The 23,284-nt window shown below is 73.7% G+C and carries 23 protein-coding genes; 18 read left to right on the top strand and 5 right to left on the bottom strand.

Going from position 1 to position 23,284, the window contains the following annotated elements; all coding sequences use genetic code 11:
* Positions 1–43 precede the first annotated feature (43 nt).
* The 5 genes from ABD54_RS07995 to ABD54_RS07975 all read left to right on the top strand — a co-directional run bounded on the left by ABD54_RS07995 (position 44) and on the right by ABD54_RS07975 (position 4,680).
* On the top strand, positions 44–1,333 hold the full coding sequence (locus ABD54_RS07995) for a bifunctional 3,4-dihydroxy-2-butanone-4-phosphate synthase/GTP cyclohydrolase II (RefSeq protein WP_047868788.1): 1,290 nt from the start codon (positions 44–46) through the stop codon (positions 1,331–1,333).
* A gap of 124 nt (positions 1,334–1,457) precedes the next feature.
* Positions 1,458–1,931 carry a 6,7-dimethyl-8-ribityllumazine synthase gene (ribH, locus tag ABD54_RS07990; RefSeq protein WP_047868787.1) on the top strand — a complete coding sequence of 158 codons (474 nt, stop codon included), beginning with the start codon at positions 1,458–1,460 and terminating at the stop codon, positions 1,929–1,931.
* Positions 1,932–2,179: 248 nt separating this feature from the next.
* Positions 2,180–2,644 (top strand): PH domain-containing protein, encoded by a 465-nt coding sequence (locus tag ABD54_RS07985; protein ID WP_047868786.1) that lies wholly within the window; start codon positions 2,180–2,182, stop codon positions 2,642–2,644.
* Between the two features lie 111 nt (positions 2,645–2,755).
* Positions 2,756–3,916 (top strand): XdhC family protein, encoded by a 1,161-nt coding sequence (locus ABD54_RS07980; protein WP_047868785.1) that lies wholly within the window; start codon positions 2,756–2,758, stop codon positions 3,914–3,916.
* A 176-nt stretch (positions 3,917–4,092) separates the two neighbouring features.
* The gene (locus ABD54_RS07975) at positions 4,093–4,680 is read left to right on the top strand and encodes an NTP transferase domain-containing protein (protein WP_047868784.1); all 588 of its coding nucleotides are present in this window, start codon (positions 4,093–4,095) and stop codon (positions 4,678–4,680) included.
* A 38-nt stretch (positions 4,681–4,718) separates the two neighbouring features.
* Here the strand turns inward: ABD54_RS07975 and ABD54_RS07970 are convergent, their stop codons facing one another.
* Together ABD54_RS07970 and ABD54_RS07965 are read right to left on the bottom strand one after the other, a co-directional pair.
* Positions 4,719–5,639, bottom strand: coding sequence for an aldose 1-epimerase family protein (locus ABD54_RS07970; protein WP_047868783.1), 921 nt, complete (start codon positions 5,637–5,639; stop codon positions 4,719–4,721).
* 115 nt (positions 5,640–5,754) lie between these two features.
* Positions 5,755–6,423 (bottom strand): DUF998 domain-containing protein, encoded by a 669-nt coding sequence (locus ABD54_RS07965; protein ID WP_047868782.1) that lies wholly within the window; start codon positions 6,421–6,423, stop codon positions 5,755–5,757.
* A 139-nt stretch (positions 6,424–6,562) separates the two neighbouring features.
* Here ABD54_RS07965 and ABD54_RS07960 point away from each other — a divergent pair, with 139 nt between their 5' ends.
* Both ABD54_RS07960 and ABD54_RS07955 read left to right on the top strand, forming a co-directional pair.
* A complete protein-coding gene (locus ABD54_RS07960; RefSeq protein WP_047868781.1) occupies positions 6,563–6,889 on the top strand; it encodes a YciI family protein in 327 nt (108 codons plus the stop codon).
* A 57-nt stretch (positions 6,890–6,946) separates the two neighbouring features.
* On the top strand, positions 6,947–8,902 hold the full coding sequence (locus tag ABD54_RS07955; protein WP_047868780.1) for a sigma-70 family RNA polymerase sigma factor: 1,956 nt from the start codon (positions 6,947–6,949) through the stop codon (positions 8,900–8,902).
* 123 nt (positions 8,903–9,025) lie between these two features.
* Here ABD54_RS07955 and ABD54_RS07950 read toward each other — a convergent pair whose 3' ends face one another.
* The 3 genes from ABD54_RS07950 to ABD54_RS07940 form a co-directional block, all read right to left on the bottom strand.
* Positions 9,026–11,737, bottom strand: coding sequence for a serine/threonine protein kinase (locus ABD54_RS07950; RefSeq protein ID WP_047868779.1), 2,712 nt, complete (start codon positions 11,735–11,737; stop codon positions 9,026–9,028).
* 355 nt (positions 11,738–12,092) lie between these two features.
* Entirely contained in the window at positions 12,093–12,404 is a 312-nt protein-coding gene (locus tag ABD54_RS07945) for a DUF2470 domain-containing protein (protein ID WP_047868778.1), read from the bottom strand.
* Positions 12,405–12,601: 197 nt separating this feature from the next.
* Positions 12,602–13,144, bottom strand: a complete 543-nt coding sequence (locus ABD54_RS07940; protein WP_047868777.1) for a YceI family protein — start codon at positions 13,142–13,144, stop codon at positions 12,602–12,604.
* 203 nt (positions 13,145–13,347) lie between these two features.
* Between ABD54_RS07940 and ABD54_RS07935 the strand changes: the two genes are divergently transcribed.
* The 11 genes from ABD54_RS07935 to ABD54_RS07885 all read left to right on the top strand — a co-directional run bounded on the left by ABD54_RS07935 (position 13,348) and on the right by ABD54_RS07885 (position 23,155).
* Positions 13,348–13,821: a MarR family winged helix-turn-helix transcriptional regulator gene (locus ABD54_RS07935; protein ID WP_394324535.1), complete on the top strand. Its 474-nt coding sequence runs from the start codon at positions 13,348–13,350 to the stop codon at positions 13,819–13,821.
* 149 nt (positions 13,822–13,970) lie between these two features.
* Positions 13,971–14,711 (top strand): SseB family protein, encoded by a 741-nt coding sequence (locus ABD54_RS07930; protein WP_047868791.1) that lies wholly within the window; start codon positions 13,971–13,973, stop codon positions 14,709–14,711.
* A gap of 181 nt (positions 14,712–14,892) precedes the next feature.
* Positions 14,893–15,867, top strand: a complete 975-nt coding sequence (locus ABD54_RS07925) for an A24 family peptidase (RefSeq protein ID WP_047868775.1) — start codon at positions 14,893–14,895, stop codon at positions 15,865–15,867.
* 44 nt (positions 15,868–15,911) lie between these two features.
* Positions 15,912–17,093, top strand: coding sequence for a chorismate synthase (gene aroC, locus ABD54_RS07920; protein ID WP_047868774.1), 1,182 nt, complete (start codon positions 15,912–15,914; stop codon positions 17,091–17,093).
* A gap of 500 nt (positions 17,094–17,593) precedes the next feature.
* Positions 17,594–18,106 (top strand): shikimate kinase, encoded by a 513-nt coding sequence (locus ABD54_RS07915; protein ID WP_047868773.1) that lies wholly within the window; start codon positions 17,594–17,596, stop codon positions 18,104–18,106.
* Positions 18,103–19,203: a 3-dehydroquinate synthase gene (aroB, locus tag ABD54_RS07910; protein ID WP_047868772.1), complete on the top strand. Its 1,101-nt coding sequence runs from the start codon at positions 18,103–18,105 to the stop codon at positions 19,201–19,203. The genes ABD54_RS07915 and aroB overlap by 4 nt, the downstream gene beginning before the upstream one ends.
* A 135-nt stretch (positions 19,204–19,338) precedes the next feature.
* A complete protein-coding gene (efp, locus tag ABD54_RS07905) occupies positions 19,339–19,902 on the top strand; it encodes an elongation factor P (protein ID WP_047868771.1) in 564 nt (187 codons plus the stop codon).
* Positions 19,902–20,315 carry a transcription antitermination factor NusB gene (gene nusB / locus ABD54_RS07900; protein ID WP_047868770.1) on the top strand — a complete coding sequence of 138 codons (414 nt, stop codon included), beginning with the start codon at positions 19,902–19,904 and terminating at the stop codon, positions 20,313–20,315. The genes efp and nusB overlap by 1 nt, the downstream gene beginning before the upstream one ends.
* A gap of 60 nt (positions 20,316–20,375) precedes the next feature.
* Positions 20,376–21,164, top strand: a complete 789-nt coding sequence (locus tag ABD54_RS07895) for a methyltransferase domain-containing protein (RefSeq protein ID WP_047868769.1) — start codon at positions 20,376–20,378, stop codon at positions 21,162–21,164.
* 82 nt (positions 21,165–21,246) lie between these two features.
* Positions 21,247–22,500: a DNA polymerase IV gene (gene dinB, locus ABD54_RS07890; protein ID WP_047868790.1), complete on the top strand. Its 1,254-nt coding sequence runs from the start codon at positions 21,247–21,249 to the stop codon at positions 22,498–22,500.
* Positions 22,501–22,744: 244 nt separating this feature from the next.
* Positions 22,745–23,155, top strand: a complete 411-nt coding sequence (locus ABD54_RS07885; RefSeq protein WP_047868768.1) for a DUF3040 domain-containing protein — start codon at positions 22,745–22,747, stop codon at positions 23,153–23,155.
* Positions 23,156–23,284 lie beyond the last annotated feature (129 nt).

The following is a 23,284-nucleotide window of genomic DNA, read 5'->3' as shown; positions in this document are numbered from 1 at the left end:
CCGCCCCACCACCCACATCCACGACCCATCCCAGGGAGCGGCTATGACCGTCACCGAGCCCACCCCGGCCACGACACCGACCGACCAGGCCGTCGTCCTCGACACGATCGAGGAGGCCGTCGCCGAGTTCGCCGCGGGGCGGGCCATCGTGGTGGTGGACGACGAGGACCGCGAGAACGAGGGCGACATCATCTTCGCCGCCGAACTCGCCACGCCCGAACTCCTGGCGTTCACGATCCGCCACACCTCCGGCGTGGTGTGCGTCCCCCTGGAGGGCCAGGACCTGGACCGCCTCGACCTGCCGCTGATGACCGCGCGCAACGAGGAGAGTCTGCGCACCGCCTACACGGTGACCGTGGACGCGCGCGAGGGAGTCACCACGGGCATCTCCGCCGCCGACCGGGCCCGCACCATCCGTCTGCTGGCCGCGCGGGGCAGCGGCCCCGCCGACTTCGTGCGCCCCGGCCACGTGCTGCCGCTGCGTGCCCGTCCGGGCGGCGTGCTTGCGCGGCGCGGCCACACCGAGGCCTCCGTCGACTTCGCCCGCCTGGCCGGTCTGCGTCCCGCGGGCGTGCTCGCCGAGGTCGTCAACGACGACGGCACCATGGCCCGTCTGCCCCGGTTGCGGGCGTTCGCCGACGAGCACGGCCTCAAGCTGGTCTCGGTCGAGCAGCTCGCGGCCCACCGTGAGGCGCTGGGGGAGGCGCTCACCGAGGCCGAGGCCCACCCGCCGCTGGTCACCCGCGCGGTCCAGACACGCCTGCCCAACAGGTACGGCCAGTGGCGCGCGGTCGGGTACCGGGGCACCGCCGACGGGGCCGAGCACGTCGCGCTGGTGTACGGGGACCTGACCGACGGCACCGACGTCCTGGCGCGCCTGCACTCGGAGTGCCTCACCGGCGACGCGTTCGGCTCCCACCGCTGCGACTGCGGCGCCCAGTTGGACTCCGCCATGGCCGACATCGCCGAGGAGGGGCGCGGGGTGATCGTCTACCTGGGCGGCCACGAGGGCCGGGGGATCGGTCTGCTGCACAAGCTGAGCGCCTACAGCCTCCAGGACCAGGGGGCGGACACCGTGGACGCCAACCTGCGCCTGGGCCTGCCAGCCGACGCGCGCGAGTTCGGCGCCGGGGCGCAGATCCTGGCGGACCTGGGGGTGTCGTCGGTGCGCCTGTTGAGCAACAACCCCGCCAAGGCGCAGGGGCTGGAGCAGCACGGGGTTCGGGTCGAGGAGCGGTTGCCGATGCCCTCCTTCGTCACCGACGACAACATCGACTACCTGCGCACCAAGCGCGACCGCATGGGCCACGACCTGACCGGCGTCGTCCGCTGAGACAGGTCCCGCGGTGCGGCCGACCGGCCGTCCCGCCTCCGGCGCCCTCCGCGGGCCGGGGCGGTGCCCGCTCCGGCTGCGGCCAGGGGCCCCCACAGTTCGTTCGGATAGGAAGCAGGAGCCCATGAGTGGTGAAGGACGCCCCGACAGCAGCGGTGTCGACGCCTCGGGGATGTCGGTGGGCATCGTCGTGACCCGGTGGAACGCGGACGTGGTCCAGCCGATGCTCACCAGAGCCCTGGAGGTGGTGGGGTCCTCGGGCGCGGTCGAACCCGCCGTGGTGGAGGTGGCCGGGGCGGTCGAGATCCCGGTGGTCGCCCAGGAGCTGGCCCGCAAGCACGACGCCGTGATCGCCCTGGGCGCGGTCGTCCGCGGGGGCACCCCGCACTTCGACTACGTGTGCCAGTCGGTCACCCACGGCCTGACCGAGGTGGCGCTGCGCCATTCCACCCCCGTGGGCAACGGCGTGCTCACCTGTGACACCCTGGAACAGGCGCTCGACCGCGCCGGACTGCCGGGGAGCGCAGAGGACAAGGGCGCCGAGGCCGCGCTGGCCGCCTTGGACACGGCGGCGGTCCTGCGCGGGCTGCGCCGCTGATCCGGTCCGGTGGCGCGCACGGTGACGGTGGTGGGCTGTCCGCGCACGCGGGCGGTCGAAGAGAGGTGTCGCGCGCGGGTCCAGATCCGGCGGGTGGCCGCCGGTCGGTCCGTGGCGGGCGGTGCGCGCCGCAGGGCCCGGCGGGTCCGTCGGCCGTACGGCGTCGCGGGACGCGGTCCTGCGGCGCGCCGGGGCCCGGCGGACACGGTCCAGAAGTGGAGCAGTTGGTGCGGACGAGGGAACAGCCCGTGGACGGCGAGGAGACGGGACAGGCGGCGCTGCCCAGGACGTGGCGGCCCCGGTCGGTGCGGTGGGTCGCCTACGGCCTGGCGCTGCTGATCGTGGCGACACTGGCGGTCCTCGCGGCGATCCTGCCGGGTAGCTGGGGGGTCATGGACCGGGTCCTGATGGTGGGCCTGGGCCTGGCGATCGCGGCCGCCCTGCACCTGCTGGCCCGGCCGCGACTGGTGGCCGCTGAGGAGGGTGTGACGGTGGTAAACAGCATCCGCACCCACGTGCTGTCCTGGGCGGAGGTCGTGGACGTGCGGATGCCCGAGGGCGAGCCCTGGCCCTCGGCGGACCTGTCCGACGGCACGACCCTGGCGGTGATGGCCATCCAGAGCGCCGACGGCGAGTCCGCCCGGCGCGCTCTGGAGGAGTTCCGCGCGCTGCTGCACGAGCGCGGCGAGGGCCGCGAGCCCGATCACTCGTAGGAACCTCCCGAGGGAGCCGCCGAATTCCTGAGGATCGGTGGCTCCCGGGTGTTGTGCGGGGCGCGTACTTTGGTACCGAGAGCCACCGACGGAACGTGGAAGAGGTACCGCGTGCGCGACATTCGAGCGGCCGTGTCCGACCTGTACGCGTCGGGCGAGACGTTCGCGCTGGCCACCGTGATCGACACCTACAAGAGCGCTCCCCGCGACGCCGGGGCGGCGATGCTGGTCAGCGCCTCTGGGGAGGCGGTCGGCAGCGTGTCCGGCGGCTGCGTGGAGGGTGCGGTCTACGAGGAGGCCCTGGAGGTCATCCGCACGGGGGTCCCCGTGCGCCGCGTCTACGGGGTCAGCGACGACGACGCCTTCAGCGTGGGCCTGACCTGCGGCGGGACGCTGCACATGTTCGTGGAGCCGATCAGCCGGTCCTCCTACCCCCAGCTCGGCTCGGTGATCGGCGCGGTCGACGAGCACCAGCCGGTCTCCGTGGCCACCATCGTCTCCGACCCCTCCGGACAGGGGCGGGCGGGGCGGCGCCGGGTGGTCTGGCCCGGCCACGCCGAGGGGGACCTGGGCAGCGACAGGCTGGCCGACGCCCTGGACGACGACGTGCGCGGCATGCTGGCACAGGGCAGCACGGGCCTGCTGCGCTACGGCGCGGACGGGCAGAGGCGCGGGGACGAGCTGGAGGTGTTCGTGCAGTCCTTCGCGCCCGCGCCGCGCATGCTGGTGTTCGGCGCGATCGACTTCGCGGCGGCCGTCGCGGACCTGGGCACCTATCTGGGCTACCGGGTGACGGTGTGCGACGCCCGGCCGGTGTTCGCGACCGCCAAGCGCTTCCCCACCGCCGAGGAGGTGGTGGTCAAGTGGCCGCACGTGTTCCTGGACGAGATCGCCGACCAGATCGACGAGCGCACGGCCATCTGCGTGCTCACCCACGACCCCAAGTTCGACGTGCCGGTGCTCAGCGCGGCTCTGCGCACCCGTGCCGGGTACATCGGCGCGATGGGGTCCCGGCGCACGCACGAGGACCGGTTGGAACGGCTGCGCGAGGCCGGGGCGGGCGAGGCGGAGCTGGCGCGTTTGCACTCGCCGATCGGTCTGGACCTGGGGGCGCGTACCCCGGAGGAGACGGCGGTCTCGATCGCCGCGGAGCTGGTGCGGGTGCGGTGGGGCGGCAGCGGGCGGGCCCTGCGCGAGACCAGTGGCCGGATCCACCACGACGCGTCGAGTGAACCGCTGGTTCCGGCCGGATTCGGCCACCGTGTGAGGTGAACCGAAACCCGTCGGGCCGCGGAGTGCCTGGTCACGGCGGGCTCGTGGGTGCGGTCGCGGAACAGGGTGGGGCGGGCTGTGCCAGGTCGCCCATCCCGCGCGCCCGTGCGTGGCATCATCGCGTCATGGGTACTGGGGGGCAGGAACAGGGCGGGGAGCGCGCGTGTACGGGCCCGGTGGCGGGCCTGCTGTTGGCCGCGGGTTCGGGGAGCAGACTCGGGCGGCCCAAGGCGCTGGTCGAAGTGGGCGGCGAACGCCTGGTGGACCGAGGCGTGCGCACGCTGACCGCGGGCGGCTGCGCCCCGGTCATGGTGGTGCTGGGCGCCGCCGACACCCCGGTGCGCGGTGCCCACACGGTGCACAACCCCGACTGGCGGACCGGCATGGGGTCCTCGGTGCGCGCCGGGATCGACGCCCTGCCCGACACGGTCGACGCGGTGCTGATCGCGCTGGCCGACCAGCCCCTGGTGACCCCCGAGGCGGTGTGCCGCCTGGTGGAGGCGCACGAGCAGGGCGCCCGCGCCGCGGTGGCCACCTACCGCGGCAACCAGCGCAACCCCGTGCTGCTGGGCCGGGAGCACTGGTCGACGGCCTACGCCATGGCCGTGCACGACGTGGGGGCGCGCCCGTTCCTGCGCGCGTACTCCCATCTGGTCACCGCCGTGCCTTGCGACGACATCGCCAGCCCGGAGGACATCGACACGGTGGAGGACCTGGAGCGGCTCAGCGGCGTGCTGGGCCGGGAGCCCTCCGGTTCGGGATGAGCCCCCGCCCGGGGCCGGGCGCGCCGACGGGCCGGGGCTCAGACCAGGGGCTCGGCAAGGATGCCGAACACGTGCTCGGTCGTCTCCCCGGGAGCCAGCACGATCAGGTCGGTGCCGGTGGCCAGAGCGTTGGCCGGGCAGGTCATGGGCTCGGCGGCCAGGTGCGCCCGGTGGTCGTCCCCGCCGAGGGTGTCGGCGCTGAACAGCTGCAACCAGCCGAAGCCGCGGTCGCACCACAGCGACACCCGGTGCTCGGGGCCGCTCGCCCGTACCCACGCGCGCCCGGCGGAGTCCCTCTCCAGTTCGGTGAAGGCGGTGTCCAGGACGGTGTCGCCCAGTTGGCGGCCGGGCGTGCGGAAGTCGAAGTCGCCGCCGTCCACGGGGACGGGGCCGCCCACGGGCAGCATCTGCCCGTCCACCGGCTGGCGGGTGCCCGCGGTGACCTCCAGCGCGAACTCCCCGCGCGCGGCCAGGGCCGACAGCGGCTCGCCCAGGGTGAGGTAGGGGTGGAAGCCCAGGCCGAACGGCAGGGGGGAGCCGCCCGGGTTGCGGGCGGTGGTGGCGACCCTCAGTCCGTCGTCGGAGAGCCGGTAGGCGACGGTCATCGCCAGGGGGAAGGGGAAGCCGGGGCCGCCCCCGAAGTCCAGCCGCAGTTCGACAGCGTCCTCGGAGACCGACGCGGGCGTCCACGCCCGGTCGTGGACCAGTCCGTGGATGGCGGTGCCTGTGGCCGGGTCGTTGGGCTCGGGACGGTGCTCAACGCCGTCGAAGCGGTAGCCGTGCTCGGTCACGCGGTTGGGCCACGGCGCGAGCACCTGGCCCTGGAAGGCCTTGGGACCGTCCCCGTCGTAGGGCCAGACCACGTCGCGGCCGCGCCAGGTGAGTGCCCGCAGTCCCGCTCCCGTGCGGTCGACGCGCGCTCGGTACTCTCCCGAGCGCAGCTCGATCACCTCACCCACCTGACACCTGCTTCCCCGTCGTCGTCGTGCGTCCGTGTGCCGAACCGGGCGATCATAGCCCACGCGCCCCGCCGGGGGACACGACGGGACACGTGATGCGTGTGACGGAAGTCGTTCAGGGGGTTCGGAGGCGGAGCGCGGCGACCGTCGACACCCACAGCATGGCGGTGACGGCTCCGACGGCCAGGGCCAGCGGGCCGTACTGGCCGCCGGTCATCGCCCAGCCGTTGCCGACCAGCAGAGCGGTGCCCGCGACACGGGAGGCGGCGGCCGCGCTCCGGTGGCCGGTGCGGCCGTAGTGGTGCCCCAGTACGTAGCAGGCGGCGATCAGCGCGGCGAAGGAGACCGATCCGGCGGCCATGTGGCCGTAGCCGTGCCAGGTGAGCTGCTCGGGCATCCCCGCGGGGGTGCCGACGGGGAAGCCGTCGGCCGGGTCCATGACGAGCAGCCCCGCCGCGATCATGCCGAGGCCGTTGACCAGGATCAGCCGCGGCGCCCACGTGCCGCCGGGCGCATCGCTCATGGATCGGCGCAGCCCCAGGGCTCCGGCGGCGGTCAGGGCGCCCGCGACCAGGAAGTTCGTGATCTGGAGCCAGCCGAGTTCGCCGGTGCTGAGGGCACTCAGGGGGTGCCGGGTCGGGTCGAACCCCTCCCGCGCGGCGGCCTGCGCCAGGGAGGCGGCGGCCCATAGGGGCCCTGCGAGGGCCGCGCCGGCGAGCAGCGCGCGGGTGGTGCCCGCGGTGGCGCGGCGGACACGGGGTGCGGTGGCGGTGGTGGCGGTCATGGCCGGGGCCTTTCTCGTGTTCTGTGCTTCTCCCTCTCACGTCGCTGGGGCGATGTGAGAGGGAACGCGGTCGTTCCCTGTCACATCACCTCGTTCGACGTGTATCCGAAGGCGACGAAACGAGACGAAGGAGCACGCCGTGCGATTCCTGATGACCACCCGCCCCGCCGAGGACGTCCGCGACGACGAGGGCCTGTACGTCGAGATGGCCGCGTTCGTGGAGGAGCTCACCGCCTCCGGAGTCCTTCTGGCCACCGGAGGACTGGAGCCCGGCGGCGTCCGGATGGTCTCCGCCGGCGAGGAGATCACCGTGACCGACGGCCCGTTCACCGAGGCCAGGGAGGCCGTGGCCGGGTTCGCCCTGGTCGAGGTCCGCTCCCGCGAGGAGGCCCTCGATGTCGCCCGCCGCTTCCGCCGCATCGTCGGCGACGGTGAGAGCGTCATCCAGCAGGTTTTCGGTCCCTGACCGGCCGCGGAACCGGCCGGGTTGCGCACTCGCCCGGCCGGTGCTGTCATCTTCGGTGTGACCGATGTCCACCGCACCGTCGACGCGGTCTGGAAGATGGAGTCGGCGCGGATCGTCGCCTCGCTCACCCGAATGGCGCACGACGTCGGCGCCGCCGAGGAGTGTGCCCAGGACGCCCTCGTCGTCGCCTTGGAGCAGTGGCCGCGTGAGGGGATCCCCGACAACCCCGGCGCCTGGCTCATGACCGCCGCCAAGCGCCGCGTCCTGGACCGCCTGCGCCGGGAGCACCGTCTGGAGAGCAAGCACAAGGAGATCGCCCACGAGCTGGAGCGCGGCCCCGGGGCCGCGCCCGCCCCGGACGACGGTGTCCTGCGCCTGCTGTTCGTAACCTGCCATCCGGTGCTGTCCACTCCGGAGAGGGTCGCGCTGACCCTGCGCCTGGTGGCCGGGCTGACCAACGGGGAGATCGCCCGCGCCCTCCTCACCGGGGAGGGGCGCATCGCCCAACGCGTGGCACGGGCCAAGCGGCTGCTCGCCGAGGAGGGGGTGGCCTTCGGTCTGCCCGACGGACGGGAGCTGGCCGAGCGCCTCTCCTCCGTCCTCGGAGTCATCTACCTCGTCTTCAACGAGGGCTACGCGGCGACCTCGGGCGAGGACCTGATGCGCCCCGGCCTGTGCCTGGAGGCGCTGAGGCTGGGCCGCACACTGGCCGAACTGGTGCCGCACGAGGCCGAGGCGCACGGCCTGGTGGCGCTGATGGAGCTCCAGCAGTCCCGGGCCGGGGCCCGGACCGGTCCCTCCGGGGAGATCGTCCGACTGCACGAGCAGAACCGGGGCCGTTGGGATCCCCTGCTGGTGCGCCGGGGCTTCGCCGCCATGCTGCGCGCCCGTGACGCGGGCGGCCCGCCCGGTCCCTACGTGCTCCAAGCGGCCGTCGCCGTGTGCCACGCCCGGGCCACCGCCGAGCAGGACACCGACTGGGCCCGTATCGTCACCCTCTACGACCAGCTGGTCGTCCGACTGCCCACCCCGGTCGTGCGCCTGAACCGGGCCGTGGCGGTCGGCAGGGCCCGCGGGCCGGGGGAGGGGCTCGCCCTGGTCGACGAGCTGTCGGGGGACCCGGCCCTGCGCGACTACCACCTGCTGCCCGGCGTGCGCGGCGATCTGCTCCTGCGGCTGGGGCGGGCCGCCGAGGCGAGGCGGGAGTTCGAGCGCGCCGCCCTGCTCGCCGAGAACGCAGCCGAACGCGCCTTCCTGTCGCGCCGGGCCGAGGAGACCGCGGTCCCCGAGCCGACCGGGCCCGACCTGGGCGGAACGGCCCGGGAGTTCCTGGGCCGCGACGACCTGGACCCCGAGACGCTGCGCTCCTACGGCCAGACCCTGGACCGACTGCGCCGCTCACTGGGGGAGGGGCTGCCCCTGGCCGACCTGACCCCCGAACGGGTGGCGGGCGTGTTCGCCAGCGCATGGGGCGGTGCGGCCCCGCGCACGTGGAACCGGCACCGGTCGACCGTGCGCTCCTTCGGCGCCTGGGCGGGGATGGAGGATCTCGCGGCGGACCTGGAACGGCGCGGCGAGATCCGCTCCCCGCGCGCGCCCCTCGGCCCCGAGGTCGTGGCGAGCCTGTGCGACGGAGGGGGTTTCGCCCTGCGCGAGCGCGTGCTGTGGCGGCTGCTGTACGAGTCCGGCGCCAGGGTCAAGTCCGTGCTGGCGCTCAACGTGCAGGACCTGGACCTGGAGGACCGCCGTGCGCGGACGGGCGACGGCTGGGTGGGATGGCGGTCGGGGACCGCCCGGCTGCTGCCCGAGCTCGTGGCGGGGCGCGACCGGGGGCCGCTCCTTCTGTCCGACCGGCGTCCGGGACCGGCGCGGCGCCCCGCCGAGGCCGACCTGTGCCCGCTGACGGGGAGAGGGCGCCTGTCCTACCCTCGTGCGGAGTACCTGTTCAAGCTGGCCACCCGCTCCCTGGACCCGGCCGGGCGGGGCTACACCCTGAGCATGCTCCGGCCCTGAGCGCACCCGCGCGGAGCGGGGCGGCGGGGCCCGCCCGGGGTCCCGGTCGGCCCGCCGGGGGCGTTTCTCCCGGGCTCCAGAATCGGCGGGCGGCTGTCCGGGCGACCGCCCGCACGGCGGGTCCTAGCCGAGCAGGCCGTCCAGGGGGATCAGCACCCCCGAGCCCAGCGCCAGCAGTCCCGTGGACAACAGCACCACCACCATGAACAGGGTTCCCACCACGGCCAGGCGGAAGGCGCCCAGGCGCCGACGGGCCCGCGAGGTGGGCTTCCTGCTGGCCGCCGAGCGGCCCAGCGCCACCAGCAGCACCGACAGCAGCACCGGCAGCCACCACGCCGCGCCCGCGTCGCCGGGCAGGAGGCCGGTGACGGCGCCTGTCAGCTCCGACAGCCAACCCAGGACGGCACCGTCGCCGGCGTCCAGCAGCCCGGTGTAGGCCGAGGTCACGAACTCGCTCTCGGGGTAGAAGCCCTCCTGCGGGCGCACCACGCGGCCCAGCCCGTCCAGGAGCCCGAGCAGCGCCGCGGGGTAGGCGAACCGGCGGCACGCGCCCGCCTTCATGGCCCGCTGGATCTGGCCCATGGTCTTGTCGGCCCGGCGCCTGCGGCGCTCCTGTTCGCGGGGGTCGAGCGAGGGGTCCTGCGGTCCGGCCGGGTTGTAGGGGTGCGGGGCGGTCGGATCCTCCGGGCGGTCGGTCGCGGAGGCCCCGGCGGCGCGCTTGCGGACTCCGGCCGCCTTCTCGCGGACCCGGGACCAGCGTTCACCGGCCGAACCGGCCAGCGACGCCCACCGGTCCTGTCGGCGCGCCCTGCCGTCGGCGCGCTCGCGCTCGGCGACCGCGCCGCCGACCCGCGCCGCCTCGGGCAGCAGGAGCACCGCCGTGACCAGGGCCGCCCGGGTGGCCAGGGCGTCGCGGCCGTTGGCGTCGCGCAGGGCCAGGCGCCGCTGCTCCACCCACCACGGGGCGTGCGGGGCCGCGGTGCGCTGGCGCGGGTGCCAGGACTGGCGGCGCAGCAGGGACCGGCTCCGGGAGGCGGTGTCGGGGAGCAGGACGAGTTCGACCGCCCTGGCCCAGGCGGTGTCGGTCTCGTGGGCGTCCGGGCGCCGGGGCGCGTCGGGGCCCGAGCCGACCAGCTGGTCGACGTTCTCGGACACCTTGCGCATGATCAGGGGCACCTCGTGCTGGACGCGCTCCAGTAGTGCGCACCGACCCGAACCGCCCGAGCGGCAGGCCGGGTGCGGGCACCAGTGCTGGGCGCCCAGCCCGACCGCGCCCGAGGTCACGGCCTCGCGCACCACCGCGTGGCGGCTGGCGTCGCCGGTGGCCAGGTCCAGCAGTCCGTCGGCGCTGATCTCGTGGCCGCGAAAGCGTGGCGGCATCCCGGGCACGTAGCGGGCGGCCAGGGCGCTGATCGCCACGTGGGCCTGTTCGGGGCGGGCGTCCAGGCCGGTCAGGTAGGCGCGGTCGAAGGTGTAGTCGTTGACCTCGCGGTCCAGCCAGCTGCGCAGTTGCGACCAGTGGGTGCGCAGCCACATGGCGCCGGTCTCGGAGCGGTCGAGCAGGTCGAAGGCCAGGCTCGGCGGGTCCTCGTGGCTGGCTCCGGCGAACTCGATGGGGCGCAGGCGCGTGACCGCGCGGATCTGCGGGCGCTCGCCCGCCAGCCACTGCACGACCTCGTCGTGGCCCCAGCGGGCCGAGGGTGCGAGCGTGAGCAGGCCGCGGGCCAGCAGGCGCCAGCGCTCGTCGGTGATGGCGGAGATGTCCACCTCGGTGTTGCGGGCGGTGAGCCAGTTGCCGCCGCGTTCGGGGCGGCGCCCGGCCACCAGTTCGTGCACGATCACTCCCAGGGACCACCAGGCCGCGGGCGCCTCGCGGCGGCCCTCGACGACCTCCGGCGCGGCGTAGTCCTCGGTGACCGCCAGTCCGCCGTAGACGCGGCTCATGGTGGCGCGCACGGCGCCGCCGAAGTCGGTGAGCGCCACGACCGGTGGGTCCGGGGAGCGCACGAGCAGGTTCTCGGGCTTGACGTCGGTGTGGTTGTGCTGGAGTTCGTCCTGCCAGTGGTGCAGGCAGTCGGCTACGGCGGAGACCACGGCGCGGGCGCGCTCGTCCGACAGCGGGGCCTGGTCGATGAGCGATCGCAGCGAGCCGTGGGAGAAGTACTCCTGGGCCTCCCAGGCCAGGTCCTCGCCCCAGGAGCTGGCGGCGGTGCCGTACCCCTGGATGGCGGGGGTGTGCGGCGAGGCGGTGCCTCGGGCGCGCAGGCGGTCGAGGAGTTCGCGGTTGATGTCGTGGCCGGGCCGGTACACCTTGAGGGCGAGTCGGCGCCCGGGGGAGTCGGTGGGTTCGGCCAGGTAGACGACGGCCTCGCCGCCCGCGCCGATGTGGTCGAGCACGCGGTAGCGGCGGCGCAGTTCTGCGGGGACGGCGTAGTCGAGGTCGCTGGCGGGGCCGACCACCACGCGCGAGAGCAGGCGGGCCATCCAGTCCAGGAGCGGGCCGAACAGGGTCCGCCACCAGGGCGCGCGTCGGTCGGTGCGGCCGTCGCCGGGGATGGTGCGGGCGGGGCGCGTTCCGGGGGCCGCGGCGGCCGTGCGGGCGGCGTCCGCCTGACCGGTGCCGGGCAGGACGCTGGTGCGGTCCGCGGCCGGGGAGGACACGCGGGTGGGCTCGGTGTCGCCCCCTCGGGCCGTTCCCGGGAGGAACACACGGGTGGCCCAGCGGGTGCGGGCCGCGGGCGCGCGGTCCGCGTCGGGGCCGATGCGTGTGGTGGGCGAGGTGGGTTCGATCCGCTGGGTCGGCGCGTTCTCGTCACCGGGGTCGGGCGTGACCATCGGGGTCGGAGCCATCCTTCGGATAGGCGTTGGTGTCGTGGACCTGCGGGGGAACGAGGTCCCTCCAGGGTAGGTCCGCGCGGCGCGGTTCGCGTGGCGTTCGCGGCACCGGACCCGTGTCCCCCGTCGTTCCCTCCATCCCGTTTGACTCCCCACCGCTCCGTGAAGTTCCACCGAAACCGGGAGGGAGGCGGTCGGGCTCCGTCCGGACGTTCCCCCGGAGGCCGTCCACAGGCGCGGGCCGGGGCTGGCGCGAACGGGCGCCTGCGGGCTTTGCTGGAAACAGGGGTGCCACCCCTCCCGGCCACCGCGTGCTGCCCTCACACGTGTCCGCGTCCTGTGCGCCCCGTGTGCCTCAGCGCTGCTCGCGCGGGGTCACGTCGAGCCTGTCGCGGGCCTCCTGGTACATGCGCACGACCTCGGCGCGGATCTGGGCGCGCTCGGTGAGTGGCCGCGCCCACGGCACGCGCACGGCGTGCTCGGTTCCGTCCACGGTGACCGCGTAGTCGCCGCCGTCGCCGTCCAGGCCCGTCATGCGCGCGGCGGTGGCTTCGGGCCGACCGCCCAGCGCGCGGCAGATGAGCAGGGTGTCCTCGGGGTGGTCGCCGTTCATGTGGGCGGTGACGGCGGCGACGACCTCCGGGGAGAAGGGGTTGGACGGGGACACGGGACCTCCTGGTCGGCGGGCGGCGCGCACGTGTGACACGAGCGGGGGGAGGGCTGTGCGCCCTCCCCCCGCTGACGATATCCGAGCGGCCCCGAAGGTGATGACGATGTGTCGTCAAAGCTTCCGGAAAGCCGTCCCGACCCGTGTGCTCCCCTGTCCCGTGCGGCCCCGAGTCCGCCCGGCCGTCACGGACGTGTTCAGGCCTGGCGGGTGAACTCGGCGTCGATGTCGATGGTGATCTTGTCGCCGACGACCACGCCGCCGCCGTCCATCGGCATCTCGATGTCCACGCCGAACTCCTTGCGGCTGATCTGCGTGGAGGCGGTGAAGCCTGCGCGGTTGAGGCCGTAGGGGTCGATGGTGGAGCCGTTGAACTCCAGCGCGATCTCGACGGGGCGGGTGTTGCCCTTGATGGTCAGCTCGCCCCGCAGCACGAAGTCCTCGCCCTTGGCGACGGCGCCGGTGGAGCGGAAGGTGAACTGCGGGTGCTCCTCGACGTTGAAGAAGTCGGCGGAGCGGATGTGGTTGTCGCGGTCGCCGTTGTCGGTGTTGATCGAGCTGGCGTCGATGGTGGCCTCGACGGACGCCTGGGTGGGGTCCTCGGGGACCGTCAGCGTGGCGTCGAACTTCTCGAAGCGCCCGCGGACCTTGCTGACCATCATGTGTCGTACGGAGAAGCCGACGACGCTGTGGGCGGTGTCGATCTTCCAGGTTCCGGCCTGGAGTTCCTGCGCTGCCATGGTGTCTCCCTGTCGGGTCGGCGGACCCGGGGGCCGGGCCCGTTCGCTGAGGTGTAACAAGGCTTCTTAGAAGAATCTTCCTCGGAAGAGGAGTTTAGGCAATGCGAGGCCCTCGTGCAAGGCGTTTCCCGACCAGAGCCCACCAAGGACCGACCCGGGGCCCGGCGGTGTGGCGGTCCGGGGGTTTCGGGCACGCCGCTACGATGGGCCGCATGAACAACGCCGGGTGGCTTGACGTCGGAGAACAGCACGTCTGGCGTGGTTTCCTCAGGATGAACGCCTGGGTCTACGACGAGCTGGAGAAGGACCTGCGTGCCCGTACCGGGCTCTCCCTCATCGAGTACGGCATCCTGGTGCACCTGTCTGAGGCCGAGGGCCGCCGCATGCGCATGCGGGTGCTGGCCGACAGCGTCATCGTGTCCAAGAGCAGGCTCTCCCACCAGGTCGCACGGCTCGAACGCGGCGGCTACGTGCGCCGGGAGCACTGCGACGACGACCGCCGCGGGCTGTGGGCCGTGCTCAGCGAGAAGGGCTCCCTCCTGCTGGAGCGGGCCGCCCCCGGCCACGCCGAGCGCGTGCGCTCGCTGATCTTCGACCGCCTCAGCGGGGAGCAGGTCGCCCAGCTCGGCTCGATCATCGGCGCGCTGGAGGAGGGCGGGGCCGCCCGGCGGGGCTGAGGGCCGCGCCCGGCCTGCCCGCGGACCCGACCGTTTCGCGTGTCCCGATCCGCCGGAGGCGGACCGGACCCGGGCGAACGCCGCCCGGCCAGCGCCGCTTCGGGCGTGCCCGCCGCGGACCCCGCGCCCCACGGGTAGAGTCGGTGCACGTGAGCAGACCATCCATCATCGGCGCCCAGAACTTCCGCGACGACGACGGCAGCGTCGATCCCGAGGTCGAGGCACGCCTGCGCGAACACGCGGCGGGCACCACGGGTGACCGCCAGGTTCTGGCCGCGCTCAGCGGAACCCGCGTGCTCATCCCCGTGGTCGCCGTGGCCACCGAGACCGAGGAGGGGGTCGGCGGGCTCACCAAGGACAAGAACAGCGAGGTCGCCGTCCCGATCATGACCGGCAGGGACGGGCGGCGCGGCATGCTCGCCTTCACCTCCGTGGACGCGGTCCGCCGCTGGCGCCCCGACGCGCGCCCCGTGCCCTTCACCGTCAGGGACGCCTGTCAGGCGGCCCTGGAGGAGGAGGCGGACGCGCTGGTGCTCGACGTGGCCGGCCCCGTGCCCTACACCGTGCAGGGCCCCTTCCTCGGCATGATCGCCGAGACCGGCGCCGTCCCCGAGCCCAAGGACGACCCGCAGGTCCTCGGGCTCATCTACCGGGTCACCAAGGACGAGTTCGGCATCGAGCGCGTCCGCATCCACCCCTCCGAGCGCGGCGAGATCGGCGTCCGACTCGAACTCGACGAGCGCGACGACGAGGTCCTGCGGCGCGTGGCCGAGCGGCTCACCGCCGAACTGCGCCACGTGCTGCCCGGGGGCGTCGAACTGAGCGCCGTCGTGCGCGCCCAGCGCGGCGACGCGCCCCCGGGCGGGCCCGGGTCCGCCGACCGGGGCTGACCCAGTACCGTTCGCCTCCGTCCGGGCCGGGAACCCCGCGGTTCCGGGCCGCTGCGCGCCTTCGCCCCGCGCACGCGCCGTGCGGGCGTGCGTGCGGTGCCACGGCGTTCGCGGACGGGGAGTTGTCCACAGGCCGGACCGGGCGGTGTCGCCGCGGGCCCCGGAGGGGTAGCTTCCCATCATGCCCACCCCCTCGACACTCCTCCTCCACCCGCACCTGTGGACGGCGTCCGTCGCCGTCCTCCTCGCCCTGCTCGGAGCGGTGGTGGGCCAGGTCAACGGTCGCCTCGTCCACCTCTTCGGCCCCGCCGGCCCGCCGCCCGCGTCCGCCTCCCGCGGTTCGCTCACGCCCTCCGCCGACCGGCACGTCCAGCCCGCGCGCGACGACGCCACCGCGGTCCCCGACACGGGAGAGGACGTGCACGGCGAGCGCCGGTTCCCGCCGGAGGAGGACGACGACGGCCCGCCGCCGCCCCGCTGTCCCCACTGCCGCGCCGAACTGCGCTTCCTGCGCTGGTTCCCGGCGGTGGAGGCCCGGACGTTCCGAAGACGGGGGGCCTGCCCCCACTGCGAGCAGATCGTCCGGTCCCACCCCGCGGTCGTCGTCGTGACCGCCGCCCTCTTCGGCTGCGTCGGCCTGTGGGCCACCCTCCAACCCGACTGGTGCCCCTTCGGCGTGCTGGCCGTGCTCTGGCTGACCGCTGTCGGCGCGCCGCTGGCCGTCATCGACCTGCGGGTCATGCGCCTGCCCGACGCCGTCGTCTTCCCCGCCTACCCGGTCGCCGCGGTCCTGATCGGGCTGGCCGTCCTGCTGACCCCCGAGGGACCCGACACCGACCGGGCCTTCGGGGCGCTCGCCAGCATGGTCCTGGTCACGGTGCTGTACTGGCTGCTGTGGCGGGTGCACAGCGCGGGGCTGGGCTTCGGCGACGTCAAGCTCTCCGGGCTCACCGCGCTGTACGCGGGGTGGGCGGCGGGGACCCTCGGCGCGCTGGTCGCCGTGTTCTGGGCCTTCGCGGCCTTCTCCCTGGTGGGGGTCGTGCTCATGGCTCTGCGGCGGCTCACCCGCAGGGACCCCTTCCCGCTCGGTCCCTTCATGCTCGCCGCCGCGCTGGCCACCGTCCTGGCGGGAGGAGCGCTTTTTCCACAACCCTGAACCCGCGGTGCCACCGCACGGCGATCCGTGAAAGGATCGTGCACATGTTGCGTTGGCTGACCGCGGGGGAGTCCCACGGACCCGCACTCGTCGCGATTCTCGAGGGCCTCCCGGCCGGTGTGTCCGTCACCTCGGACGACATCGCCGCCGCGCTGCTCCGCCGTCGCGCCGGGTACGGGCGGGGCGCCCGGATGAAGTTCGAGAAGGACCAGGTCTCCGTCATCGGGGGCATCCGTCACGGCCGCACCCAGGGGGGTCCGGTCGCCATCGAGGTCGGTAACACCGAGTGGCCCAAGTGGGAGAAGGTGATGTCCCCCGACCCGGTCCCCGCCGAGGAGCTGGAGAGCGTGGCGCGCAACGCGCCGCTCACCCGGCCCCGACCCGGCCACGCCGACCTGGTCGGCATGCAGAAGTACGGCCACGGGGAGTCGCGGCCGATCCTGGAGCGCGCCAGCGCCCGCGAGACCGCCGCCCGCGTCGCGATCGGCGAGGTGGCACGCCAGTTCTGCCGCCAGGCCCTGGGCGTGGAGATCCTGAGCCACGTGGTGTCCATGGGGCCCGTGGCGGTGCCCGAGGGCGCTCAGGAGCCGCGCCCGGAGGACCTGGCCGCGATCGACGCCGACCCGCTGCGCTGCTTCGACGCCCAGACCAGCGCCCGCATGGTCCAGGAGGTCGACGACACCAAGAAGTCCGGTGACACCCTCGGCGGAGTGGTCGAGGTGCTGGCCTACGGCCTGCCGCCCGGCCTGGGCAGCCACGTGCACTGGGACCGGCGCCTGGACGCGCGCCTGGCCGGTGCGCTCATGGGCATCCAGGCCATCAAGGGGGTGGAGGTCGGCGACGGCTTCCGCACCGCCGCTCGCCGCGGTTCGGCCGCCCACGACGAGATCGAACCCGGTCCGGACGGCGTGCGCCGCCGCACCAACCGCGCCGGAGGCGTCGAGGGCGGCATGACCACCGGCGACCCGCTGCGCGTGCGCGCGGCCATGAAGCCCATCGCGACGGTCCCCCGGGCGCTGGACACCATCGACGTCGAGACCGGCGGGCCCGCGCAGGCCAACCACCAGCGCAGCGACGTCACCGCCGTCCCGGCCGCCGGTGTGGTCGCCGAGGCGATGGTCGCCCTGGTGCTCGCCGAGGCCGCGGTCGAGAAGTTCGGCGGCGACTCGGTAGCCGAGACCGCGCGCAACCTCAGGGGCTACCTGGACGCGCTGACCATCCGCTGACCTTCGGTCCCGACCTCGGTGCGCTTCCGTCCCGTTCGCCGACGGGACGGAAGCGCACCGGAGACCGCCCCGGCGCCCCTTGCCGGAACAGTTGTCCACAGGCGCGTCCCCGGGGCTGGCGGGGCACGAATGGAGGGGCCGCACTGGATTCGGGGCGCCCGTCGCGCTCAGGGGCGACCCAGCCGCCCCGAAATCCGGGCATAGGGTCGGATCGAACGTCCCCACCAGTGCCGTGGTCCGGTCGGTGGACGGCCTCCCCCACCGTCTCCGGGGACCGGAGCCCGCTGGAGCAGGAGGGCGCCGGCCCGCTGGAGTGGTACGGCGTCGTGGCCGTGCTGTCCGCGCACGCGCGGGGGCGGTTCGCGTCCCCCGGCGAGGGTTCGCGTCCCCACGGCGAAGCTAAGGTGGGGGGACGGCAAGACCAAGGCAGGGGGCAGCGCTTCTCAGCGCGCGGTGCCCCTGATTCTCCAGATGGGAAGAGCGTGGCAAAAGCGATCGCGGTGCTCATCGGTTCGCCCGGATCGGGCAAGTCCACCGTCGGCGAGGCCCTGGCCGGGCGCCTGGGCGCCGACCTGTTGTGCACCGACACCGAGGTCGAGAAGCGCGCGGGCAAGCCCATCGGCGACATCTTCGTCGAGGACGGAGAGGAGCGCTTCCGCGCCTTGGAGCGCCAGGTCGTCGCCGAGGGGCTGCGCACCTGGGAGGGCGTGGTCGCCGTCGGCGGCGGCGCGGTCCTGGACGAGGACACCCAGCGCGACCTGGCCGGGCACCACGTGGTCTACCTCCAGGTGGAGTTCGGCGAGGCCGCCAAGCGCGTGGGCATGGACGTGGCCCGCCCCCTGCTCGCGGGCAACCCCCGCACCCGGCTGCGCCAACTGCTCAACGAGCGCCTGCCCGTCTACGAGCGCCTGGCCAGCGTCACCGTCGAGACGACCGGCTACCACCCCGAAGAGGTCGTCGACGCCATCCTGCCCTCGCTGGCCGGACAGGACTCCGGAAAGGCTCAGCAGTGACCGTGACCCGGATCGGTGTGGGCGACTCCGCCGGCCGCTACGACGTGGTGGTCGGCAGCGGGGTCCTCTCCGAACTCCCCTCCCTGGTCGGCGACTCCGCCCAGGTGGCCGTCATCCACCCCCGGGGCCTGGACGGGATCGCCCGCCCAGTGGTCGGCGCGCTGGAGGCCGCCGGTTACCGGGCGCATTCCATGCCCGTCCCGGACGGTGAGGCCGCCAAGACCGCCGCCGTCGCCGCCGACCTGTGGTCCCGGCTCGGGCAGCGGGGCTTCACCCGCAGCGACGCCGTCGTCGGCGTGGGCGGGGGAGCGGCCACCGACCTGGCCGGGTTCGTCGCCGCCACCTGGCTGCGCGGCGTGCGCTCGGTCCTGGTGCCCACCACACTGCTCGGCATGGTCGACGCCGCCGTCGGCGGCAAGACCGGCATCAACACCCCCGAGGGCAAGAACCTCGTCGGCTCCTTCCACCCCCCGGCCGGGGTCCTGTGCGATCTCGCCACCCTGCCGAGCCTGCCCCGGGCCGACTACATCGGCGGCCTCGCCGAGATCGTCAAGGCCGGGTTCATCGACGACCCGGTCATCTGCGACCTGGTCGAGGACGACCCCGAGGGCGCGGCCGAACCCGAGGGCAGGCACACCCGAGAGCTCATCGAGCGCGCCATCCGGGTCAAGGCCGACGTCGTCTCCGGCGACCTGCGCGAGAGCGGCCGCCGCGAGATCCTCAACTACGGCCACACCCTGGGCCACGCCATCGAGCGCGCCGAGAACTACACCTTCCGGCACGGCTACGCGGTCTCCATCGGCATGGTCTACGCCGCCGAACTCGCCCGCTTGGACGGTCGCGTGGGCGACGACCTGGTCCAGCGCCACCGCTCGCTGCTCTCCTCGGTCGGCCTGCCCGTCTCCTACGCCCCCGAGGCCTGGCCCCAACTGCGCGCCGCCATGAGCGTGGACAAGAAGGCCCGCGGGTCCACCCTGCGCTTCGTCGTCCTGGACGGTCTGGCGCGGCCCGCCATCCTCAGCGGCCCCGCGCCCGGACTGCTGTACGAGGCGTACCGCGCGGTCACGGGCGACACCCAGGTTCCGCGAAGCCACTAGACTGCACACAGGCGACGTGCGCACCGGCGTGCCCGGGGAGCTCCCCGAGGTGCCCGTGCCCGGCCCACCGAACACGGACCTGTCCCCTCGGGGGCCGGTCCCCGACGTGTCAAACCCCTTGGAGAGACGACCGAAGTGGCCACGACGAACGACATCAAGAACGGCACGACCCTGCGGCTCGACGGCGGCGTCCTCTGGAACGTCCTGGAGTTCCAGCACGTCAAGCCGGGCAAGGGCGGCGCGTTCGTCCGTACCAAGCTGAAGAACGTCCTCACGGGCAAGATCGTCGACAAGACCTTCAACGCCGGGTCCAAGGTGGAGTTCGCCAACGTCGACCGCCGCGAGATGGAGTACCTCTACCACGACGGCGAGGCCTTCATCTTCATGGACACCAGCACCTACGACCAGATCCCGGTCCCGGAGGCCGTCGTCGGCGACGGCAAGGACTTCCTGCTGGAGAACACCAAGGCCACCGTGGCCACCAACGAGGGCAACCCCCTCTACATCGAGCTCCCCCCCGCCGTCGAGCTGGAGATCACCCAGACCGACCCGGGCGTGCAGGGCGACCGCTCCACCGGCGGCACCAAGCCCGCCACCGTCCAGACCGGCGCCACCATCCAGGTGCCCCTGTTCATCAGCGAAGGCGAGCGCGTCAAGGTCGACACCCGCACGGGTGACTACCTCGGGCGAGTCAACTGATGAGCGGAGCACGGCGCAAGGCACGGCGGCGCGCGGTCGAGGTCCTCTACGAGGCCGAGGTGCGCGCCACCTCGGTGGAGGACGTCATCCGGCGCCGGCGGGCCCAGCCCGAACCGCCGATCAACGACTTCACCGAGAGCCTGGCCCGCTCGGTCGACGAGCGGCGTGAGCGCATCGACGAACTCCTGGACACCTACGCCATCGGCTGGACCCTGGAGCGCATGCCGGTCGTGGACCGCAACATCCTGCGGATGGGCGCCTACGAACTGCTGTGGGCCGACGACATCCCGGACGGTGTGGCGATCGCCGAGGCGGTCGGCGTGGCCAAGGAGCTGTCCACCGACGAATCCCCCAACTTCGTCAGCGGGCTCCTGTCCAGGCTGATGGAGAACAAGCCGACGCTCTCGCTCTAGGGCGCGACCGGCACCGGCGGGCGGGGGACCGCCGCGGCAACGTGGATTGAGGGAACGCAGGTGACTGACAGGACCAGCGTGGCCGCGGGCGGCGGCCTCGGCGCGAGCGGGGCGACCGGCCCGGGGCGGGCCGCCAACGCGGCCCGGACCGCGGTCGTGTGGGACGCCCTCGTCGGACTGCTGGACCGGCTCGGGGACGGGCCCCTGGAGATCGTCGACGCGGGCGGGGGCACCGGAGGCGCCGCCGTCCCCCTGGCCGAACTCGGCCACCGGGTGACCGTGGTCGAGCCCAGCCCCGACTCGCTCGCGGCACTGGAGCGCCGCGCCGCGGAGCGGGGGGTGTCCGTGCGCGGGGTCCAGGGGGAGACCCGTGACCTGGCCGCCCTGTTCGCGTCGGCCAGCGCCGACCTCGTCCTGGTGCACAACGTGCTGGAGTACGTGGACGATCCCGCCGCGGCGCTGCACGACGTGGTCGGCATCACCCGCGGGGGCGGAGCGGTGAGCCTGCTGGTCACCAACGCGGTCGCCGGAGCCCTGCACCGCGCGCTGGCCGGACACATCACCGAGGCCCACCACCTGCTCGGCGACCCCGACGGGCGCTGGGGCGAGGGCGACCCGATGCCACGCCGCTTCACCCGTCGGCAGGTCCTGGAGCTGATCGGCCGGGCCGGGCTGTCCGGTGAGAGCGTCCGCGGCGTCCGCGCGTTCGCCGACCTCGTGCCCGGGCACGCCTGGGAGGGCGACGCCCACGCCGGGCAGCACCTGGTGGAGCTGGAGAGGGCCGCCGCCGAGCACCCCGAGCTGATCGGTATCGCCACCCAGTTGCACGTCGTCGCGTACCGCGCCTGAACCCCGGTGCCGGGGCCGGGGCGTTCCCGGAACGGCATAACCTGGCTGTATGAGCCGACGCCAACTGGAACGCGGCGCCGCGATGCGGGGCATGGTCTCCCCGGACGGTATCGCGGCGCTGGACGCGGACTTCCCCGCGGACGGCTCCGGACCGGACGGCGACTGCCACATCCTGCACCTGGACATGGACGCCTTCTTCGCGAGCGTCGAACAGCTGCGCCGCCCCGAGGCGCGCGCACGCCCGGTCATCGTGGGCGGCACCGGCCCGCGCAGCGTGGTCTCCTCCGCCGACTACCTCGCCCGCGCGCACGGCGTCCACTCGGCCATGCCCATGGCGCGAGCCCTGCGCCTGTGCCCGCAAGCCCTGGTCTTCCCGCCCGACGGCCCCGCCTACCGCCAGGCGTCGGAGGCCGTCATGGACATCCTGCGCTCCGTCACGCCTCTGGTGCAGCCGCTCTCCCTGGACGAGGCCTTCCTGGACGTGTCCGGCGCGCGCCGCCGCCTGGGCGGGCCGGTGCGCATCGCCGCGATGATCCGTGAGCGGGTGCGCAGGGAACAGCGCCTGACCTGCTCCGTGGGCGTGGCCGCCACCCGCTTCACCGCCAAGCTCGGTTCCACCCACTGCAAGCCCGACGGCCTGCTCCTGGTGCCCACCGCCCACGTGCGCGGCTTCCTGGACCCGCTGCCGGTCGGGGCGCTGCCCGGGGTGGGGGACCGGACCGAGCAGACCCTGGCCAGGCTGGGCGTGCGCACGGTCGGCCAGTTGGCCCGCTACGAGCCGGACCTGCTGCGCATGGAGCTGGGCGACAAGGCCGGGACCCGCCTGGCCGAGCTGTCGCGGGGGGTGGACACCAGCCCGGTCGTGCCCGAGTCCCAGGACAAGAGCATCGGCTCGGAGGAGACCTTCGACGAGGACGTGGCCGACCCCGGGGTGGTGGACCGCGAGCTGCTGAGGCTGGCCGAGAAGGTCGGGCGCCGCCTGAGGGCATCGGGGCAGGCGGGGCGCACTGTGAGCGTGAAGCTGCGCCGCGGCGACTTCTCCACCATCACCCGGTCGCGGACCCTGGCCGAGGGCACCGACGTGGCCCGCGAGATCAGCGCCGTCGCCCGCGAGCTGTACACCGCCTCCGGCTTGAGGGGGGTGCCGCTGCGCCTGGTGGGGGTGCGGGTGGAGGGGGTCGTTCCGGTGGAACAGGTGCACCGCCAGTTGGCACTGGGAGAGGAGGAATCGGGTTGGAGGGATGTTGAACGGGTGATGGATCGCGTAACGGCACGTTTCGGGCCGGGCGCGATACAGTCGGCCGTATTGGCCAAGCGTGACGAAAACGACGTATGATGCGGCAACTTCCGGGGCCCTCGGAGCGTTCCCCAGGGTAGGACCGGAATGAGGGTAAGAAGAGAGGCATGGGAGCCGGTGTTTCCGATACAGGGCGGGGGTATCGTGGCCTCTGGTGGTCAGGTACGCACGCAGCTTTTCTTTCCACCGGGCGCTAGCTCATCGTATTCTGGGCATACCACTGACCAAGAGACTGTTCTTCAGTACCCGTCACCCCAACCGGGGACTGCCGTAGGGAGGCGCCGTGCCGCTCTCTGAACACGAGCAGCGCATGCTCGACCAGATCGAGCGGGCGCTGTATGCCGAGGACCCGAAGTTCGCGAACACCGTTCGGCAAACGAACCCCGCGGTCCATTACAAGCGCTGGATCATCAAGGCCGGACTCGGTTTCGTCGTCGGTATCGTGCTGCTGATGACGGGGTTGATGCTCCAGTCCACAGTCGCCCAGGTCGCCATCAGCGTCCTCGGTTTCCTCGTCATGCTGCTGTGCTTCCTGTGGGGCGCCAACGCCTGGCGCAAGGCCTCCGGGAGCGGCGGCGCCGACCAGGGCGCCGTGGCGGCCGAGCCCAAGCAGAAGCGCCGGGGCGGCGGCCGTCCCGGCATGATGAACCGTTTCGAGGAGCGCTGGCGCCGTCGCCAGGAGGGTGAGGAGTAGGACCCCGGTCCCACGCCCTCGGCGGTCGCGCTCGGCCGTGCTCCACCGGTCGGGGATTCCGGAAGGGATCCGCGCCGGACACGCAGTTCCCAGTGGTGGGCTCCGCACAGTGGTGCGGGGCCCACCACG

This window comes from Nocardiopsis sp. RV163 (assembly GCF_001029525.1).
GTDB lineage: Bacteria > Actinomycetota > Actinomycetes > Streptosporangiales > Streptosporangiaceae > Nocardiopsis > Nocardiopsis dassonvillei.
This window is presented reverse-complemented; position numbering and strand designations above follow the sequence as displayed.

Bases quoted from the DNA above. Each gene is read 5' to 3' on its own strand.
- ABD54_RS07995 (WP_047868788.1), top strand. From the start codon at position 44: ATGACCGTCACCGAGCCCACCCCGGCCACGACACCGACCGACCAGGCC.
- ribH (WP_047868787.1), top strand. From the start codon at position 1,458: ATGAGTGGTGAAGGACGCCCCGACAGCAGCGGTGTCGACGCCTCGGGG.
- ABD54_RS07965 (WP_047868782.1), bottom strand. From the start codon at position 6,423: ATGACCGCCACCACCGCCACCGCACCCCGTGTCCGCCGCGCCACCGCG.
- ABD54_RS07950 (WP_047868779.1), bottom strand. From the start codon at position 11,737: ATGGTCACGCCCGACCCCGGTGACGAGAACGCGCCGACCCAGCGGATC.
- ABD54_RS07940 (WP_047868777.1), bottom strand. From the start codon at position 13,144: ATGGCAGCGCAGGAACTCCAGGCCGGAACCTGGAAGATCGACACCGCC.
- ABD54_RS07935 (WP_394324535.1), top strand. From the start codon at position 13,348: ATGGGCCGCATGAACAACGCCGGGTGGCTTGACGTCGGAGAACAGCAC.
- ABD54_RS07925 (WP_047868775.1), top strand. From the start codon at position 14,893: ATGCCCACCCCCTCGACACTCCTCCTCCACCCGCACCTGTGGACGGCG.
- aroC (WP_047868774.1), top strand. From the start codon at position 15,912: ATGTTGCGTTGGCTGACCGCGGGGGAGTCCCACGGACCCGCACTCGTC.
- nusB (WP_047868770.1), top strand. From the start codon at position 19,902: ATGAGCGGAGCACGGCGCAAGGCACGGCGGCGCGCGGTCGAGGTCCTC.
- dinB (WP_047868790.1), top strand. From the start codon at position 21,247: ATGCGGGGCATGGTCTCCCCGGACGGTATCGCGGCGCTGGACGCGGAC.